This is a genomic window from Methylobacterium litchii (assembly GCF_038442315.1).
GTDB lineage: Bacteria > Pseudomonadota > Alphaproteobacteria > Rhizobiales > Beijerinckiaceae > Methylobacterium > Methylobacterium litchii.
Map to the genome: position 1 here is coordinate 633918 of NZ_JBBXMY010000001.1, position 15017 is coordinate 648934.

18 protein-coding genes and 1 tRNA gene are annotated in these 15017 nt (G+C 70.4%); 12 read left to right on the forward strand and 7 right to left on the reverse strand.

Translation table 11 applies throughout. From position 1 onward, the window contains the following. The first annotated feature begins 38 nt into the window (after window positions 1–38). The 5 genes from AAHF99_RS03260 to AAHF99_RS03280 all read left to right on the forward strand — a co-directional run bounded on the left by AAHF99_RS03260 (window position 39) and on the right by AAHF99_RS03280 (window position 1994). Window positions 39–734, forward strand: a complete 696-nt coding sequence (locus AAHF99_RS03260; RefSeq protein WP_342162641.1) for a fumarylacetoacetate hydrolase family protein — start codon at window positions 39–41, stop codon at window positions 732–734. A gap of 8 nt (window positions 735–742) precedes the next feature. Further along, the gene (locus AAHF99_RS03265) at window positions 743–1207 is read left to right on the forward strand and encodes an NUDIX domain-containing protein (protein WP_342162878.1); all 465 of its coding nucleotides are present in this window, start codon (window positions 743–745) and stop codon (window positions 1205–1207) included. Window positions 1208–1305: 98 nt separating this feature from the next. Continuing rightward, a tRNA-Gly gene (locus AAHF99_RS03270) sits at window positions 1306–1380 on the forward strand. 167 nt (window positions 1381–1547) lie between these two features. Then, window positions 1548–1787: a DUF1902 domain-containing protein gene (locus tag AAHF99_RS03275; RefSeq protein WP_342162642.1), complete on the forward strand. Its 240-nt coding sequence runs from the start codon at window positions 1548–1550 to the stop codon at window positions 1785–1787. Window positions 1788–1796: 9 nt separating this feature from the next. Beyond that, window positions 1797–1994, forward strand: coding sequence for a type II toxin-antitoxin system HicA family toxin (locus AAHF99_RS03280; protein ID WP_412759822.1), 198 nt, complete (start codon window positions 1797–1799; stop codon window positions 1992–1994). 14 nt (window positions 1995–2008) lie between these two features. Here the strand turns inward: AAHF99_RS03280 and AAHF99_RS03285 are convergent, their stop codons facing one another. The 3 genes from AAHF99_RS03285 to folE are packed head-to-tail and all read right to left on the reverse strand — an operon-like array spanning window position 2009 to window position 4303. Further along, window positions 2009–3046 (reverse strand): patatin-like phospholipase family protein, encoded by a 1038-nt coding sequence (locus tag AAHF99_RS03285; protein WP_342162643.1) that lies wholly within the window; start codon window positions 3044–3046, stop codon window positions 2009–2011. Beyond that, a complete protein-coding gene (gene hisI, locus AAHF99_RS03290; protein WP_342162644.1) occupies window positions 3043–3486 on the reverse strand; it encodes a phosphoribosyl-AMP cyclohydrolase in 444 nt (147 codons plus the stop codon). The genes AAHF99_RS03285 and hisI overlap by 4 nt, the downstream gene beginning before the upstream one ends. Before the next feature lie 22 nt (window positions 3487–3508). After that, on the reverse strand, window positions 3509–4303 hold the full coding sequence (gene folE / locus AAHF99_RS03295; protein WP_243958962.1) for a GTP cyclohydrolase I FolE: 795 nt from the start codon (window positions 4301–4303) through the stop codon (window positions 3509–3511). 241 nt (window positions 4304–4544) lie between these two features. Between folE and AAHF99_RS03300 the strand changes: the two genes are divergently transcribed. The 4 genes from AAHF99_RS03300 to AAHF99_RS03315 all read left to right on the forward strand — a co-directional run bounded on the left by AAHF99_RS03300 (window position 4545) and on the right by AAHF99_RS03315 (window position 5951). Beyond that, window positions 4545–4991 (forward strand): iron-sulfur cluster assembly scaffold protein, encoded by a 447-nt coding sequence (locus AAHF99_RS03300; RefSeq protein ID WP_243958960.1) that lies wholly within the window; start codon window positions 4545–4547, stop codon window positions 4989–4991. Beyond that, the gene (yidD, locus tag AAHF99_RS03305) at window positions 4988–5425 is read left to right on the forward strand and encodes a membrane protein insertion efficiency factor YidD (protein WP_412759823.1); all 438 of its coding nucleotides are present in this window, start codon (window positions 4988–4990) and stop codon (window positions 5423–5425) included. The genes AAHF99_RS03300 and yidD overlap by 4 nt, the downstream gene beginning before the upstream one ends. A gap of 108 nt (window positions 5426–5533) precedes the next feature. After that, a complete protein-coding gene (locus AAHF99_RS03310) occupies window positions 5534–5704 on the forward strand; it encodes a DUF3606 domain-containing protein (protein ID WP_342162645.1) in 171 nt (56 codons plus the stop codon). Window positions 5705–5750: 46 nt separating this feature from the next. Next, window positions 5751–5951: a DUF2934 domain-containing protein gene (locus AAHF99_RS03315; protein WP_342162646.1), complete on the forward strand. Its 201-nt coding sequence runs from the start codon at window positions 5751–5753 to the stop codon at window positions 5949–5951. A gap of 21 nt (window positions 5952–5972) precedes the next feature. On the opposite strand, the gene AAHF99_RS03320 is transcribed toward AAHF99_RS03315, so the two are convergent. The 3 genes from AAHF99_RS03320 to AAHF99_RS03330 are packed head-to-tail and all read right to left on the reverse strand — an operon-like array spanning window position 5973 to window position 8933. Then, the gene (locus AAHF99_RS03320) at window positions 5973–6659 is read right to left on the reverse strand and encodes a glutathione S-transferase family protein (protein ID WP_342162647.1); all 687 of its coding nucleotides are present in this window, start codon (window positions 6657–6659) and stop codon (window positions 5973–5975) included. Window positions 6660–6681: 22 nt separating this feature from the next. Then, window positions 6682–8136: a M48 family metalloprotease gene (locus AAHF99_RS03325; RefSeq protein WP_342162648.1), complete on the reverse strand. Its 1455-nt coding sequence runs from the start codon at window positions 8134–8136 to the stop codon at window positions 6682–6684. 14 nt (window positions 8137–8150) lie between these two features. Next, window positions 8151–8933 carry a pentapeptide repeat-containing protein gene (locus AAHF99_RS03330; RefSeq protein WP_342162649.1) on the reverse strand — a complete coding sequence of 261 codons (783 nt, stop codon included), beginning with the start codon at window positions 8931–8933 and terminating at the stop codon, window positions 8151–8153. A 509-nt stretch (window positions 8934–9442) separates the two neighbouring features. Here AAHF99_RS03330 and AAHF99_RS03335 point away from each other — a divergent pair. Both AAHF99_RS03335 and AAHF99_RS03340 read left to right on the forward strand, forming a co-directional pair. After that, window positions 9443–12385 carry an FAD-binding and (Fe-S)-binding domain-containing protein gene (locus AAHF99_RS03335; protein ID WP_342162650.1) on the forward strand — a complete coding sequence of 981 codons (2943 nt, stop codon included), beginning with the start codon at window positions 9443–9445 and terminating at the stop codon, window positions 12383–12385. Window positions 12386–12456: 71 nt separating this feature from the next. Further along, on the forward strand, window positions 12457–13137 hold the full coding sequence (locus AAHF99_RS03340; RefSeq protein WP_342162651.1) for a GntR family transcriptional regulator: 681 nt from the start codon (window positions 12457–12459) through the stop codon (window positions 13135–13137). On the opposite strand, the gene AAHF99_RS03345 is transcribed toward AAHF99_RS03340, so the two are convergent. Continuing rightward, window positions 13134–13781, reverse strand: a complete 648-nt coding sequence (locus AAHF99_RS03345) for a GntR family transcriptional regulator (protein ID WP_342162652.1) — start codon at window positions 13779–13781, stop codon at window positions 13134–13136. The genes AAHF99_RS03340 and AAHF99_RS03345 overlap by 4 nt on opposite strands. Window positions 13782–13953: 172 nt before the next feature. On the opposite strand from AAHF99_RS03345, the gene dctP reads away from it, so the two are divergent. Next, window positions 13954–14976 (forward strand): TRAP transporter substrate-binding protein DctP, encoded by a 1023-nt coding sequence (gene dctP, locus AAHF99_RS03350; protein ID WP_342162653.1) that lies wholly within the window; start codon window positions 13954–13956, stop codon window positions 14974–14976. Window positions 14977–15017 lie beyond the last annotated feature (41 nt).

Sequence of the window (15017 nt, forward strand, 5' to 3'; positions counted from 1 at the left end):
ATTCCGGCCGCAGGCGACGCGAAGACTTGAGGATCCCGATGCTCTCCGTCATCCAGAATCCGCCCCGGACTACCCTGCCCATCGTCGGCAGCCAGGATTTCTTCCCGGTACGGCGGGTCTATTGCGTCGGGCGCAACTACGCCGCCCATGCCCGCGAGATGGGCGCCGATCCGGATCGCGAGCCGCCGTTCTTCTTCATGAAGCCGGCCGATGCTCTGCAGATCGTCGGCGCGGAGCCGACGCCGCATCCCTACCCGTCCAAGACCGGCAACTACCATTTCGAGGTGGAGATGGTGGCCGCGCTCTCCGGCGGCGGCACCGACATCCCGGTCGAGGCGGCCCTCGATCTCGTCTACGGCTACGCGGTCGGCCTCGACATGACCCGCCGCGACTTGCAGGACGAGGCCAAGAAGATGTCCCGCCCCTGGGACACGGGCAAGGCGGCCGATTCCTCGGCGCCCATCGGCGCGCTCCATCCGGTTTCGCTGATCGGGCACCCGACCAGGGGCGCGATCACCCTCTCCGTCGATGGCACGGTGAAGCAGAAGGGCGACCTCGGCGATCTGATCTGGTCCGTCGCCGAGCAGATCGCGTACCTGTCGAGCTACTTCGCCCTTCAGCCCGGCGACCTGATCTTCACCGGCACGCCCTCCGGCGTCGGCCCGGTGGAGCGCGGGCAGCGCATGGTCGCGGCCGTCGAGGGGCTGGGCGCGATCACCCTGGACGTCGTGTGACGAAGCGGCTGATCCTCGACCGCCCGGCCCTCCGCCGGCTGTTCTTCCTCGGCGCCCTCGCCACGCGGGGCGTCACCCTCGGCGTGCGCGGGATCGCGCTGGACGGGGAGGGGCGCGTGTTTCTCGTGCGCCACACCTATCTCAGCGGCTGGCACCTGCCGGGCGGCGGCGTCGAGCGGGGCGAGACCGCCGAAGAGGCGATGGTGCGGGAATTCCGCGAGGAGGGGGAAATCCGCACCGAGGGGCCGCTGCGGCTCCTTGGGCTGTTCCACAACAACGCGGGCTCCGCCCTGGATCACGTCGCGCTCTACGCGGCGCCGGCCTTCACCGTGCTGCGCCCGAAGGCGCCGGATCGGGAGATCGCCGAGAGCGGCTTTTTCCCCGCCGACGCCCCGCCCGAGGGCACGAGCCGGGGGACCCTGGCCCGCCTGCGGGAGTTCCGGGAGGGCCTTTCTCCAGCTTTGCGATGGTGAGCCGGAAAACGGGCTTGCGTCGCCCGTCGGAATGGTGTTTAGAGAGCGCCGCCGGGGGCCGCCGGCACGGACTTCCGGGGCGGCCAACAGCATAGTGAGCGGGTGTAGCTCAGGGGTAGAGCACAACCTTGCCAAGGTTGGGGTCGAGGGTTCGAATCCCTTCGCCCGCTCCAGTTTTCCCAACCAGACGACCGGACTAACGATAAGCCGCCTTCGGGCGGCTTCGTCGTTTCTGGGTGGCTTCAGCCGTGCCTTGCTTGCGGTGGCCGGGGGACGGTCTTAACGTCCGCGTATGGCAAGGCTCGACGATCCCCATGGCCGTGCAGCGGCCGCGACCCGGATGGATTTCGAGGTCAAGATCGCCAGGGATCGCGACCTCGGCGTCTGGTACGTTTCCGAGTCTGCGATCCCAGGTCTGAACGCCGAGGCCGCGACGTTCGACGAACTGGTGGAGATCATCACCGATCTCGTGCCCGATCTCGTGGCGGCCAACCACCTCGAGTCCGATGTCCCGGCGGGGCGTGGCATTCCGGTGCGCATCGAGCACCTCATCCACGCCAAACTAGCCTCTGCCTGCTGAAGTGCGCCCGTGGGCGGCAACCTCTACCCGACGCTCGTGCGCCTGCTCCTCGAAGCGCGCTGTGAGTTCGTCCGCCAGGGCAAGGGCTCGCACGAGATCTGGCGAAGCCCGATCACCAAGCGGCACTTCACCGTTCCCAGGAATACGCAGGTGATCCACACCGCCAACGCCATCTTGAAGGATGCCGGCCTGCCGAAGGCATTCTGAGGGGCGGTGGCCCCTCACACCCGCGCGGCGGCCCCGTCCAGTGCCGCGCGGATGCGGGGAAGGGCGGTGCGGGCGGCGCGGTAGCCGAGCCCGATGCCGTCGGCCGCGCGGTGGAAGTCGAACAGGCCGAAGGCCGCCACGTCCGGGCCGATGGCCACGTCCGGCGGGTCGCGCTCCAGGCGGGCGCGGGAGATGCGGTCCTGCGTGATGTTGAAGGCATCGAGGACCACGCTGGCGATGCCGGGCAGCGGTGCCGCCTCCGGCGGCGTGCGGGCGAAGCCCGGCAGGCGCCCGCGCACGGCGTGCAGGAGGCCCCGGCGCGGCGTGGGCACCGTCACCTCACGGACCACCGGCCCGCCCGTGTCGCCGTTGAGGTTCACGCAGACGACGACGTCAGCCCCCAGGGTCCGCGCCAGCGCCACGGGCACCGGGTTGACGAGTGTGCCGTCCATGAAGAACCGCCCGGCGATGTCCACCGGGGGGAACAGGCCGGGAATGGCGTAGGAGGCCCGCACCGCCTCGACCAGCGGCCCCTCGGTGAGGGCGACCTCCGCGCCGGTGCCGAACTCCGTGGCGACGCAGCCGAAGGCGATCCGCAGGGTCTCGATCCGGCTGTCGCCGAGGTCGGTCAGAAGGCGCCGCCGCAGGCGGTTGCCCGCGATGAGGCCGGAGCCCGGCAGGCGCGGGTCCACGAGGCGCACGACGCGGCCCCGCGTCAGGGAGCGCGCGAAGGTTTCGAGCCGGTCGAGCCGCCCCGCCGCGTAGCAGGCGCCGACGACGGCGCCGATGGAGCAGCCGGCGACGACGGTGGGCGCGAGGCCCGCCTCCTCCAGGGCGCGGATGACGCCGATATGTGCCCAGCCCCGCGCCGAGCCGCCGCCGAGCGCAAGGCCGAGACGCGGGCCGGTCTCGGCGGCACGCACCGGCTCGACGGCGCCGGGCGGGAAGACGGGTTTGGCCCACGCGGCGGGGCGCCGGGGCGCCTCGGCGCTGCGGGTCGGAATGGGAAAGGGGCGAGGAAGAGGCTCGCGCCGCTCGGGGCGGTGGTTCATTCCCCAGCGAGCCGCAGCCGCACCTGTCCGGTGTCCCGGTCGAGGGCGACGGTACGGTAGAAGCAGGCGCGGCGGCCCGTGTGGCAGCAGCCGCCATCGCCGCCGACCGCGACGGTGATCAGCACGGCGTCCTGATCGCAATCGGTGCGCATCTCGAGGACGCGCTGGGTCTGGCCGCTCGTGGCGCCCTTGCGCCACAGCTCGCCGCGCGAGCGCGACCAGTACCACGCCTCGCCGGTCTCGACCGTCCGCGCCAGGGACTCGGCGTTCATGTGCGCGACCATCAGAACGCGCCCGTCGCCGGCATCGACCGTGACGCAGGTCACGAGGCCGTCCCGGTCGAAGCGGGGCATGAACAGGTCGCCCTCCTCGACCTCGGCCTTACTGCCGGGTGCGGGGAAGGCGATGCGGGACGCGGGTGACGGGGCGGTCTCTGGCATGGCGAAAAGAAGCCGCGAGGGCTTATTTGGCTCCGCCACGGACGAGGGTCAGGAAGCGGACCTGCTCGTCCGGCGCGTTCTTGAACACGCCGCGGAACTGGGTGGTGAGGGTCGAGACGCCGGCCTTTTGCACGCCGCGCATGGCCATGCACAGGTGCTCGGCCTCCAGCATCACGGCGACGCCGCGCGGCTTGAGGATGCTCTCGATCACGTCCGCGATCTGCGCCGTCATCGTCTCCTGCGTCTGCAGGCGCTTGGCGAAGGCATCGACCACGCGGGCGAGCTTCGAAAGGCCGACAACGCCCTTGGACGGGTAATAGGCGATATGCGCCAGCCCCATGAACGGCACCATGTGGTGCTCGCAATGGGAGTGGAACGGGATGTCCCGCACGAGGACGATGTCGGAATAGCCCTCGACCTCCTCGAACACCCGCTCCAGCAGCGAATCGGCATCGATGCGGTAGCCGCCGAACAACTGCTCGTAGGCCTTGGCCACGCGGGCGGGGGTCTCGATCAGGCCCTCGCGGGTCGGGTCGTCGCCGGCCCAGCGCAGCAGGGTGCGCACGGCAGCCTCGGCCTCCTCGCGGCTCGGACGGCCCAGGGCGAGACCCTCGGGGACGCGGGTCGCGGAGGCCGGCTCCGGCGCGATCTCGGTCACGGCGGCGGCGCCGTCGCGGAACGGCTGATTATCGTTGCGCATGCCGTTCAGGGTCTGACCGTCGACGCTGTAGGAAAGGGATTTGAGGGCGGCATCCATGGCATCTCCGGCCCGCGCCACACGGGTCTTCATCGTGGTGCTGTCGGGCTTGGCGTACATGCGGATCGGGCTCGGGCTCTGGTGTGGGACCCGTGCCCGTGGCTGGCGCACGGACCGGTGCCCCGGATGAACTTGGGCGGATGAGCCCGACCTCGGCCTTGGGCGCGACCTCGGTCGACCGGCCGCCTCCTCGCGAAGCAGCGGCACATCGCCTATATCGTGTGTCCTGAGCAAACGCGCAATCCGACACCGGCTGCGCAGGCGGTCTAGCTGCCCTTATGCTTGCTCAACTGAGGCTTTAATGCTGGACGATATATACAACCGACGCATCTTGGAACTCGCCGCCGACATCCCGAGGCTCGGCCGGCTCGACGCGCCCGATGCGAGCGCCACCGCCCATTCCCGGCTCTGCGGCTCGACCGTCACCGTCGACGTGACCCTCGGCGCGGACGGCCGGGTGACGGATTTCGCGCAGGATGTCAAAGCCTGCGCGCTGGGACAGGCCTCCTCGTCGCTGATGGGACGGCATGTGGTCGGCACCTCGGCGGGGGATCTGCGGGGCCTGCGCGAGGCCATGCGGGCGATGCTGAAGGAGGGCGCCCCGCCGCCGGACGGCCCCTTCGCCGATTTCGCGGTGCTGGAACCGGTGCGGGACTTCAAGGCGCGGCACGCCTCCACGCTCCTGACCTTCGACGCGGTGGTGGATGCCCTCGATCAGATCGAGGCTAGGCGGAGGGCGGCGGCGTGAGCCTGCCGCAGCAGGCCGCGCGGCTCGCGCTGCGCACCTATCAGCTCAGCCTGTCGTCCCTGGTCGGACGCCAGTGCCGCCACTGGCCGAGCTGTTCCGCCTACACGGACCAAGCCATCGCCACCTACGGCGTCTGGCCGGGGGCGTGGATGGGTTTCGCCCGCTTCTGCCGCTGTGGGCCGTTCGGCACCCACGGCATCGACCTCGTGCCCGGCCGCCTGCCGCAGAACGCCGCGTGGTACCGGCCGTGGTCCTATGGACGCTGGCGCGGCGTCGAGGCTCCGCCCCTGCCGGAAGGCTCGCTGCTCATCTGCGAGGAGGTCGAGGAGCCGGCGCCCCCGCCGCCACCTCCCGCGTCGCCGGCCGAATCGCGGCCGGAGACCCGTCCGCTGGTGGACTTTCCCTTCCGCGCCCCGCCCTTCCGCTGGGAGTGACAGCCGGGCGTGTTCCACGCGGGACCGTGAAACCTAATCTGCGGCCTCCGGTTGATCGGGAAAGAGCCCGGCGCGGCCGGGCACCTCCAGAGATCGGGATCGGGCGCCATGACGACGGGAACCGAGGGCAAGAGCCACATCGACATCTTCGACCGCGCCAGCCGGGCCGTCTGGGCCCAGCATTTCGGCGTGAGCGAGGAGCGCCTGCGCAAGGCGGTGACCATGGTCGGCACCCGTGTCACCAGCATCACCGCCTACCTGCACCGGCCCGGATCCTGAGGACGCGCCGATGGCGCGGCGCGTGGCACCGGTTCGGTAGGGCGCGATGACCTCAGAACGGAATGCAGGCGGGGATGCCCCCGGCCGGGACGTGATCACCTTCGAGCAGATCCGGGAGCGCGCCTACGAATTGTGGGAGCGCAACCACCGGCCCGAAGGCTTGGAAATCGAGTTCTGGCTGATCGCTGAGCGCGAATTGCGCGCGGAGCGGGAGCGCGGCAAGGACAAGCGGGGCGGCAGGGCCTAGGGTGCCCCGCCGGCCTCGGCCTCAGTTGGCCGGCTTGATGAATCGGAACATGTTCGCCCGCGCCTCGTCGTCCATCTCGGCCTTGAAGGCGTGGCAGCCCTTCAGCGCCTCGGCGCGCTGGGCCGCCGGGCGGGCGTTGATCGTGTCGAGCAGCCGCTTGACGTTGGGCAGGCCGGCGAAGGCGTCCTCGCCGAGCACGAAGGGCACCATCCGCGCCCAGCCCCAGACTGCCATGTCGACGACCGAGTAGGCGTCGCCCACCATGAAGGACCGGCCTTCGAGATGCGTGTCCAGCACGTTCCAATGCCGGCGCGCCTCGTAGACGTAGCGGTCCATCGCATAGGCGCCCGCGTCCTTCGGCGCGAAATGCCGGAAGTGGACGCATTGGCCGGAGAACGGCCCGATGCCGGTGGCGACGAACATCATCCAGGACAGCATCTCGCCCCGCACCGCGCCGTTCTGCGGCGGCAGGAACTGGCCCGTCTTCTCGGCGAGGTAGAGCAGGACGGCGTTCGAATCGAACACCGTCGTCTCCCCGTCCACGATCGCCGGCACCTTGGCGTTCGGGTTGACCGCCGCGTAGGCGGCGTCGAACTGATCGCCCTTGCGGGTGTCCACCGGCACCGGCTCGTAGGGGAGGCCCAGCTCCTCCAGGCAGAGGGCGACCTTCATCGGATTGGGCGAGAGGTTGTAATAGAAGCGGATCACGCGCGCTCTCCGGGGCTGACGCCTATTCGGTGACGATCTTGTAGCTGCGGCCCGGCACGAGGGCCGCCCCGCGCTCCAGGCCGTTCAGGACGAGAAACCGGTCGAGGGCGCGGTCGGACACGACCATGCGCCGGGCAAGCTCCTCCGCATTGGCGCTGCCCGCCTGGACGATCTGCAGATGGGTCGGGCGCAGGGCCGCGACCTCCTCGGGCGGGACCTCGGCGAGGCTCGACACCCAGCGCTGGAAGGCAGCCTCTGGGTCGGCGCTGCCCTTGGCCGCCATGATCATCCGGTAGGTCGCGCCGCCGAGGCGGATCGCGGCGAGGCGGAACGTCCAGTCCTTGCCCCGCGACAGGGCGAAGGCGGCGGGATTGCCGTTCACGTCGCGGTTCTCGAAGCCGGCGGGGTCGAGGCTGTCGTTCCAGGTCGCCTTGAGCATCGCGTCGAGGCCCTGGCCCTCCTTGGTCTCGATCTGGTCGAAGAGGAGGCGGCGGTTGCCGTCCGCCGTGGTGCCGAGCACCGCCGAGCGGGTGTTCTCCAGGCTGAACCCCTCCGGCACCGCGAAGGCGATGCCGAGGCCGGAATGGATGAAGCGTCCGCTGCGCACCACGCCGTCGCGGGGGCTGTCCCCGTAGGCCAGCCCGTCGATGGCGGCGAGGTAGCGGCTGCGGTCGTCACTGCCGATGCCCGGCGCGCCGACCTTGCGCGCGGCGCGGGTGGCGAGGTTCACGCGCTCGGCCGTACCGGGATGGGTGGCGAGCATGTCGGGCTCGCCCGCCGTGCCGCCGCCCTGCTTCAACTGGACGGTGCGGTTGAGCGCCGTGAGGAACCGCGCCGCCGCGAAGGGATCGTAGCCCGCCGCCGCGAGGGTCTTCACCCCGGCGGCGTCGGCTTCCAGTTCCTGCTCGCGGGAGAAGCGGGCGAGGGCGAAGCGCGACTGGCTCTTGAGCTGCGCCCCCGTATCGGGATCGTTCAGCACGTCCGCCACCACCTTGCTCACCAGGGCGGAGCGCAGTTCCAACTCGCTGCGGGCGGTGGCGTGGTTGAGGGTGACGTGGGCGATCTCATGCGCCAGCACCGCCGCGACCTCGGACGTGTCGTTGGCGAGCGCCACGAGTCCCCGCGTGACGTAGAGCCGTCCGTTCGGCAGGGCGAAGGCGTTGACGACGGGCGAATCGAGCAGGGTGACGGCGTAACTCTGGTCCGGCCGGTCGCTGCCCTTGACGAGCCGGTCCGTGACCTCGGTCAGCAGGCGCGTGACGGCGGGGGCCTTGGCCTCGCCCCCGAAGGAGGCGACGAGCTTCTGGTGGTCGGCATCGGTCGCGCGCTCGCGGCCCGTCACCTTGGGCGCCCCGGCCGGCACGCGCACGGCGGCGGGCGTGCTCACCGAGCCGGTCTGGTCCGCCACGCAGGCGCCCAGAGCCAGGGCGGCGAGGCCGAGACAGGCCGCCCGCCGGAAACCGACCAACCCCCGCATCACGTCCATCGCGCTCAGCGCCGCACCCCAGAAACGTCCTGCCCGTGCAGCACCTCGATCGCATCGGGCGTCGCGGCCGCGATGACGGGGCCGCGCCCGATCTCGATGATTCCACGGACCCGCACGCGTGTGCCGTGCAGCGAGTCGGCAGTCAAACCATGGGCTGCCATCGTTCGCCAAGTGCGTTTCGTTACCGTGACGGTCAAGCCGTCGGCGCCCCGAGGGACGAAGTCGAGGTAGGTGCGCGTGCCGCGCTCGCCGACATGGCGGACGGTGCCCTCGATCACGGCGAAGCGGCCGGCCAACCGCCGGAGGGCGGGGCCGTCCTGCGCATCGGGGAAGGCTTCGCGCCACAGGCCGAGCCGGCGCCGCCGGGCGGCCTCCTCCACGAGGCGGAGGGCGGGGCGGCAGAGGGCGTCCGCCTCGCCGGGATCGACGACGACGAGGCCCGCCGCCACGAGGTCCCCGGCGAGGTCGGCGGCGTCGGCGAGGGCTTCGACGTCGACGCGCTCCCGGCCCCAGCGGTCGGGCAGGCCGCGCGGTGTCAGGAGGATGCGCTGCCCGGCCCTGGCCGAGAGCCGTTCACGTGCCGATTCGTCGTCCTCCGGCCAGCGGAGCGAATCGAGCACGGCCCGTCCGCCCGAGGCGAAGCGCAATTCGCCCCGGGGGCCGAGGCCCTCCAGGGTTTCGGTCCGGGCCGGGGCCGCGCGGCAATCGGGGTGGGAGACGAACTCGGCGGGGGCGGAGCACGGCCACGCCAGGAGCGTTAGAAGCGCCGAGTGACGCCGCAGACCCATGGCTCCCGGCCTCCGACGGTGTTGGCCGCGCTCCGTGGAGATGCTAAAGACGCGCGGTTGTCTCCGTAGCTCAGCTGGACAGAGCACAGGTTTCCTAGAGGTTCAAATTGGGCGTCGCGCCGGGAAACCGCGCGACGGATCCGCTCAAAGTCGGGGAAAGCTTCCGGCCCGGTGCTCCGGCACCACGGCCCTGCCGATCCCGAGCCAAGCCCGCCCCGGCGGGAAGGTGTAGAGACTAGACGGGCGGCACCTACAGGCCGAAAGGCCCAGGGTGAAGGGATAGTCCAGACCACGAACGCTCCGGCACCGGCCGGGCGGCGGCGAAAGCCGAGGTGGTACGAAACCTGGGGTCGCAGGTTCGAGCCCTGCCGGGGACACCATTTTTCTTTCCACCCCACCGCCGCACCATGCCGCGTGGCATCCCCCCTCAGGCGGACTTCCGTCCGCCTGAATCTTGAATACAATCGCCCGCAGAAGAGAGCCCGGACGAGGCTCGACGGGGGGAATTCGTGGCGGCAGGGACGGCTGAGACACCCCGCGCGGCGGCGCGAAAGGATGCCGGGCTGGCCCGGCGGCTCGCGGAACGGCTCAAGGGCGAGGCGCGCTTCGATGCCTTCACCCGCGGGCGCTACGCCACCGACGCCTCGATCTACCAGATCACCCCCGCCGGCGTGGTCCTGCCGCGCTCCGGCGACGACATCGCCGCGACCCTCCAGATCGCCGCCGAGCACGGCGTGCCCGTCATCATGCGAGGCGGCGGCACCTCGCAGAACGGCCAGCCCATCGGCACCGGCCTCGTCGTGGATTGCTCGCGCCACTTCAACGGCGTGCTCGATTACGATGCGGAGGCCGGCACGATCACTGTCGAGCCGGGCGTGGTGCTGGAACGGCTGAACGCCCGGCTGAAGGCGGATGGCTGGTTCTTCCCCGTCGAACCCTCGACGGCGACCCGCTGCACCATCGGCGGCATGGCCGGCAACAATTCCTGCGGCGCCCGCTCCCTGCGCTACGGCACGATGCGCGACAACGTGCTGGCGATCCGCGCCCTGCTGCCGGACGGCGAGCCCTTCGCCTTCTCCCTCACCGGCAACGATGCCACGGGCGTCGCCGGCTCGGCGCGGGCGGAAGACCTCGCGGCGCGGATGCTGCGCCTCGCCCACGACCACCGGGATGAGATCGAGGCGCGCTACCCGAAGGTGCAGCGCCGGGTCGGCGGCTACAACCTCGACGCGCTGGTGACGGACCGGCCGAACCTCGCCCACCTGCTCGTCGGGTCCGAGGGGACGCTCGCCGCCACCACGGCGGTGACGCTGAAGCTCTCCCGCCTGCCGACGCATCGGGTGATGGGCGTCTGCCACTTCCCCTCGTTCCGCGCGGCGATGGAGACGACCCGGCACATCGTCGCCCTCGATCCGGTGGCGGTGGAGCTGGTGGACAACAACGTTCTCGTGCTCGGCGCCGACATCCCGCTGTTCCGCACGACGCTCGCCGACATCACCCGCGGCAAGCCGAACTGCCTGCTGCTCGCCGAGTTCGCGGGCGACGACCTCGCGGCCCTGAAGCGCGACCTCAAGCGCCTCGACGCCTGCATGGCCGATCACGGCTTCCCGAACGCGGTGGTGGAGGTGATCGAGCCCGCCCGGCAGAAGCCGGTCTGGGAGGTGCGCGAGGCCTGCCTCAACATCATGATGTCGATGAAGGGCGATGCGAAGCCGGTCTCCTTCATCGAGGATTGCGCCGTCCCCCTCGAACACCTCGCCGACTACACCGACGCCGTGACCGAGGTGTTCACCAAGCACGGCACGCGGGGCACGTGGTACGCCCACGCCTCGGTGGGCTGCCTGCATGTCCGCCCGATCCTCGACATGAAGCTCGGCGGCGACGTCGCGAAGATGCGCGCCATCGCCGAGGAGACCTCGGAGCTGGTCCGCCGCTACAAGGGCTCGTATTCCGGCGAGCACGGCGACGGCATCTCCCGCTCGGAATTCGTGGAGCCGCTGTTCGGCGCGACCCTGGCCCGTGCCTTCGAGACGGTGAAGGACGGGTTCGACCCGGAGAACCACCTCAACCCCGGCAAGATCGTCCGCCCCCTGCGGATGGACGACCGCAGCCTGTTCCGCTTCAAGCCCGATTACGCGGTGACGGCGCCGGCCGAGACGGCCCTCGACTGGTCGGACTGGGGCGGCTTCGGCGGCGCCGTGGAGATGTGTAACAACAACGGCACCTGCCGGAAGCTCGCGGGCGGGGCAATGTGCCCCTCCTACCGGGTGACGAAGGAGGAGCAGCACCTCACGCGCGGCCGGGCGAACTCCCTGCGGCTGGCGATCTCCGGCCAGCTTGGGACCGACGCCTTCACCAGCCATGAGATGAAGCGGACGATGGACTTGTGCGTGTCGTGCAAGGCCTGCCGGCGCGAATGCCCGACCGGCGTCGACATGGCCAAGATGAAGGTCGAGTTCCTGCACCATTACCATGCCCGCCACGGCCTGCCCCTGAAGGACCGGCTGATCGGGCTGATGCCGCATTATGCGGGCGTGGCCGCGCGGCTCGCGCCGCTCCTCAACCTGCGGGATCGGCACCCGGCCTTGGCGGCGGTGTCGGAGCGGGTCACCGGCTTCTCGGCGCGGCGCACCCTGCCGCAATGGCGGCGGCCGTGGAAGGAGATCGGCGAGCCCGCCCACCCCTCCGACATCACGGGCGACTTCCGCGACGTGATCCTGTTCGGCGACACGTTCAACCGCGCCTTCGAGCGGGAGAACCTAGAGGCCGCCGAGCGGGTGCTCGCGGCGGCGGGCTACCGGCTGCACCGGGTGTTCCCGGCCAAGGGCCGCCGGCCCCTGTGCTGCGGCCGGACATGGCTCGCCTCGGGCCAGACCGACCGGGCGCGGGCCGAGGCGCGGCGCACCCTCGACGCGCTGCTCCCCTACGTCCGCGCCGGGGCGCGGGTGGTGGGGCTGGAACCATCCTGCCTGCTCACCTTCCGCGACGAGTTCCTGGCCCTGCTGCCGGGCGAGGAGGCGAAGGCGCTCGCAGAGCGGTCCCTGCTGATCGAGGAATTGCTGATGCGCGACCTCTCGGCGGGGCGGATCAGCCTGCCCTTCGTCCATCAGGGCGGCCGATTGGCGCATCTGCACGGCCATTGCCACCAGAAGTCCTTCGGCGTGATGGGCCCGGTGGAGTCGCTGCTGCGCTCCGTGCCCGGTCTCGATGTCCGGGTGATCGAATCGAGCTGCTGCGGCATGGCCGGGGCGTTCGGCTACGGCAAGGAGACCGTGGACGTCTCTTTCGCCATGGCGGAGCTGTCCCTGTTCCCGGCCCTGCGGCAGGCGGGACCTGAGGATCTCGTGGTCGCGGACGGCACGTCGTGTCGCCATCAGATCCACGACGGCCTGGGAATCCATGCCAAGCATGTGATCCGCGTGCTCGACCGAGCGTTGACGCCTCGACACTGAATACAGGTGCACCTACACATATTGTTCCAGTGGCCCGGTCGTGCGCGACTGGGCGGGTCCTGTGTGTGCGCATGAACAAGATCGAATCCGGCTTCGGCATCAGCCGCCGCTACCTCCATGACGAGGTGGCGGACCGTATGCGCGAGTTGATCCAGTCCGGCGAGATGGAGCCGAAGGAACGGATCAACGAGAGTGAGTTGACCGAGAAGTTCGGCATCTCGCGCACCCCCCTGCGCGAGGCGATCAAGATCCTCGCCACCGAGGGGCTGCTCGAATTGCTGCCGAACCGGGGTGCCCGCGTCGCGAGCATCACCGAGGCCGAGTTGGAGGACATGATCGAGGTCATCGCGGGCCTGGAGGCGACGGCGGGGGACCTCGCCTGCCGCACCATCACCGATGACGAGATCGACGCGATCCAGGTCGATCACGACGCGATGGTCGGCGCCTTCAAGGCGGGGGACGAGGCCGGCTACTTCGCCCACAACCGCCTGATCCACGAGGCGATCATGGCGGCGGCGCGCAACGGCACGCTGTCCAGCATCTACCTGAGCCTGTCGGGCCGGGTTCAGCGCTCGCGCTACCGCGCCCACCAAACCGAGGACCAGTGGCAGCAAGCGATGTCGGAGCACGAGCAGATGATCGTGCACCTGCGCGCCCGCGACGGCGCCGCCCTCGGCAGCCTGCTGCGCGAGCATATCCGCGGCAAGAAGCGGGTGATCGCGGCGAACTACGTGGACCTCGGCGCGGCCTAGGCCGCGTCCGGCGCCCTCAAGCCCGCCACGAGGTCGGCGAAGCGGTCGCCCTGCACGAGGACGTGGCTGCGCAGGCGCTCCGCCGCGAGAGCGTCGTCGCCGACGAGGATGGCCTCCACGATGGCCCGGTGCTCCGCGAGGGATTGCGGCAGCCTCTGGCGCACGCGCAGTTGCAGCCGGCGGTAGGGCGCGAGGCGGCGGTGCAGGGTCAGGGCCTGCTCCGCCAGGAAGGCGTTGCGGCTCGCCCGGTAGATGAGGCCGTGGAACACGTAGTTCTCGGCGTAATAGGCCTCGCAATCGTCGGACGCCGCCGCGCAGGCCGCGAGCGCCGCGTCCAGCGCGTCCCGGTCCGAGGCGCCGAGGCGCCGCGCCGCCAGCCGCCCGCAGGCGGCCTCGATCTCGGCCATGGTCTCGAACATCGCCACGAGGTTGTGCGGTTCGGGCGCGCTCACGATGGTGCCCCGCCGGGGCTTCGTCTCCACGAGGCCGCTCACCGCCAGTTGCAGCAGCGCCTCGCGGATCGGCGTGCGCGACACGCCGAACCGGGCCGCGAGCTGCACCTCGTCCAGGCGCGCCCCCAGGGCCAGCCGCCCCTCGACGATCTCGTCTTCGATCGTCTGCCGGAGATCCTGAGCGCGGCTCATCCTCCCCCTCCCGTCCTGGCGTCCGGGTTCGTTGATGCCCCGAATTGTGCATCCATTATGCGGAGGCGTTGACAAAATATACAAGAGGCCGTCTTCTGCATATCAGAACGGTATCGGTGAATACCGCAGCGCACACAATATTCGCCGCCATTGTGCGGCGCGGGAGGTGCCCATGACGCCCACACGACGCCATTTCGTCGCCGCGACCCTTGCCGCCCCGGCGCTCCTGCGCTTCGGCCTGAGCGGGGCGCAGGCCGCCACCACGATCAAGCTGTCGCATCAGTTCCCCGGCGGGACTATCGACGAGGGCGATTTCCGCGACCGGATGTGCCGGATGTTCGCCAAGCAGGTCGGCGAGAAGACCAAGGGCGCGCTGGACGTTCAGGTCTATCCCGGCTCGTCGCTGATGAAGACCAACGCCCAGTTCGGCGCCATGCGGAAGGGCGCCCTCGACATGTCGCTCTACCCGGCCCCCTATGCCGGCGGCGAGGTGCCCGAGATGAACATCGGGCTGATGCCGGCCCTCGTGACCTCCTACGAGCAGGCCATCGCCTGGAAGAACGCCCCCGTGGGCCGCAAGCTCACCGAGATCCTGGCCGCGAAGGGCATCGTGCTGGTCTCGTGGGTGTGGCAGGCGGGCGGCGTCGCCAGCCGCGAGCGCCCGCTGGTCGGCCCCGCCGACGCCAAGGGCATGAAGGTGCGCGGCGGCTCCCGCGAGATGGACATGATGATGAAGGAGGCGGGCGCCGCCACCCTCTCCATTCCGTCGAACGAATCCTACGCCGCCATGCAGACCGGCGCCTGCGACGCGGTCATCACGTCATCCACCAGCCTGATCTCCTTCCGCCTGGAGGAGTTGTCGAAGGCGCTCACCTCCGGCCGCCAGCATTCCTACTGGTTCATGCTGGAGCCGATCATGATGTCGAAGCTCGTGTTCGACGGCCTGCCCAAGGACCAGCAGGACGCGATCATGGCGACCGGCGGCGAGCTCGAGAGCTTCGGCCAGGCCGGTGCCAAGGCGGACGACACCCGCGTCGAGGAGCTGTTCGCCAAGGCGGGCGCGAAGGTCGACCAGATCGACGAGGCGACGCTCGGCAAGTGGCGTGACATCGCCCGCGCGACCGCCTGGAAGGACTATGCCGGGAAGAACGCGAACTGCGCCGAGCTCCTGAAGCTCGCGGAGCAGGTCGCCTAGCCGGAACTGTCACCGACCGGCCGCGCGGACAGGGATGAAAT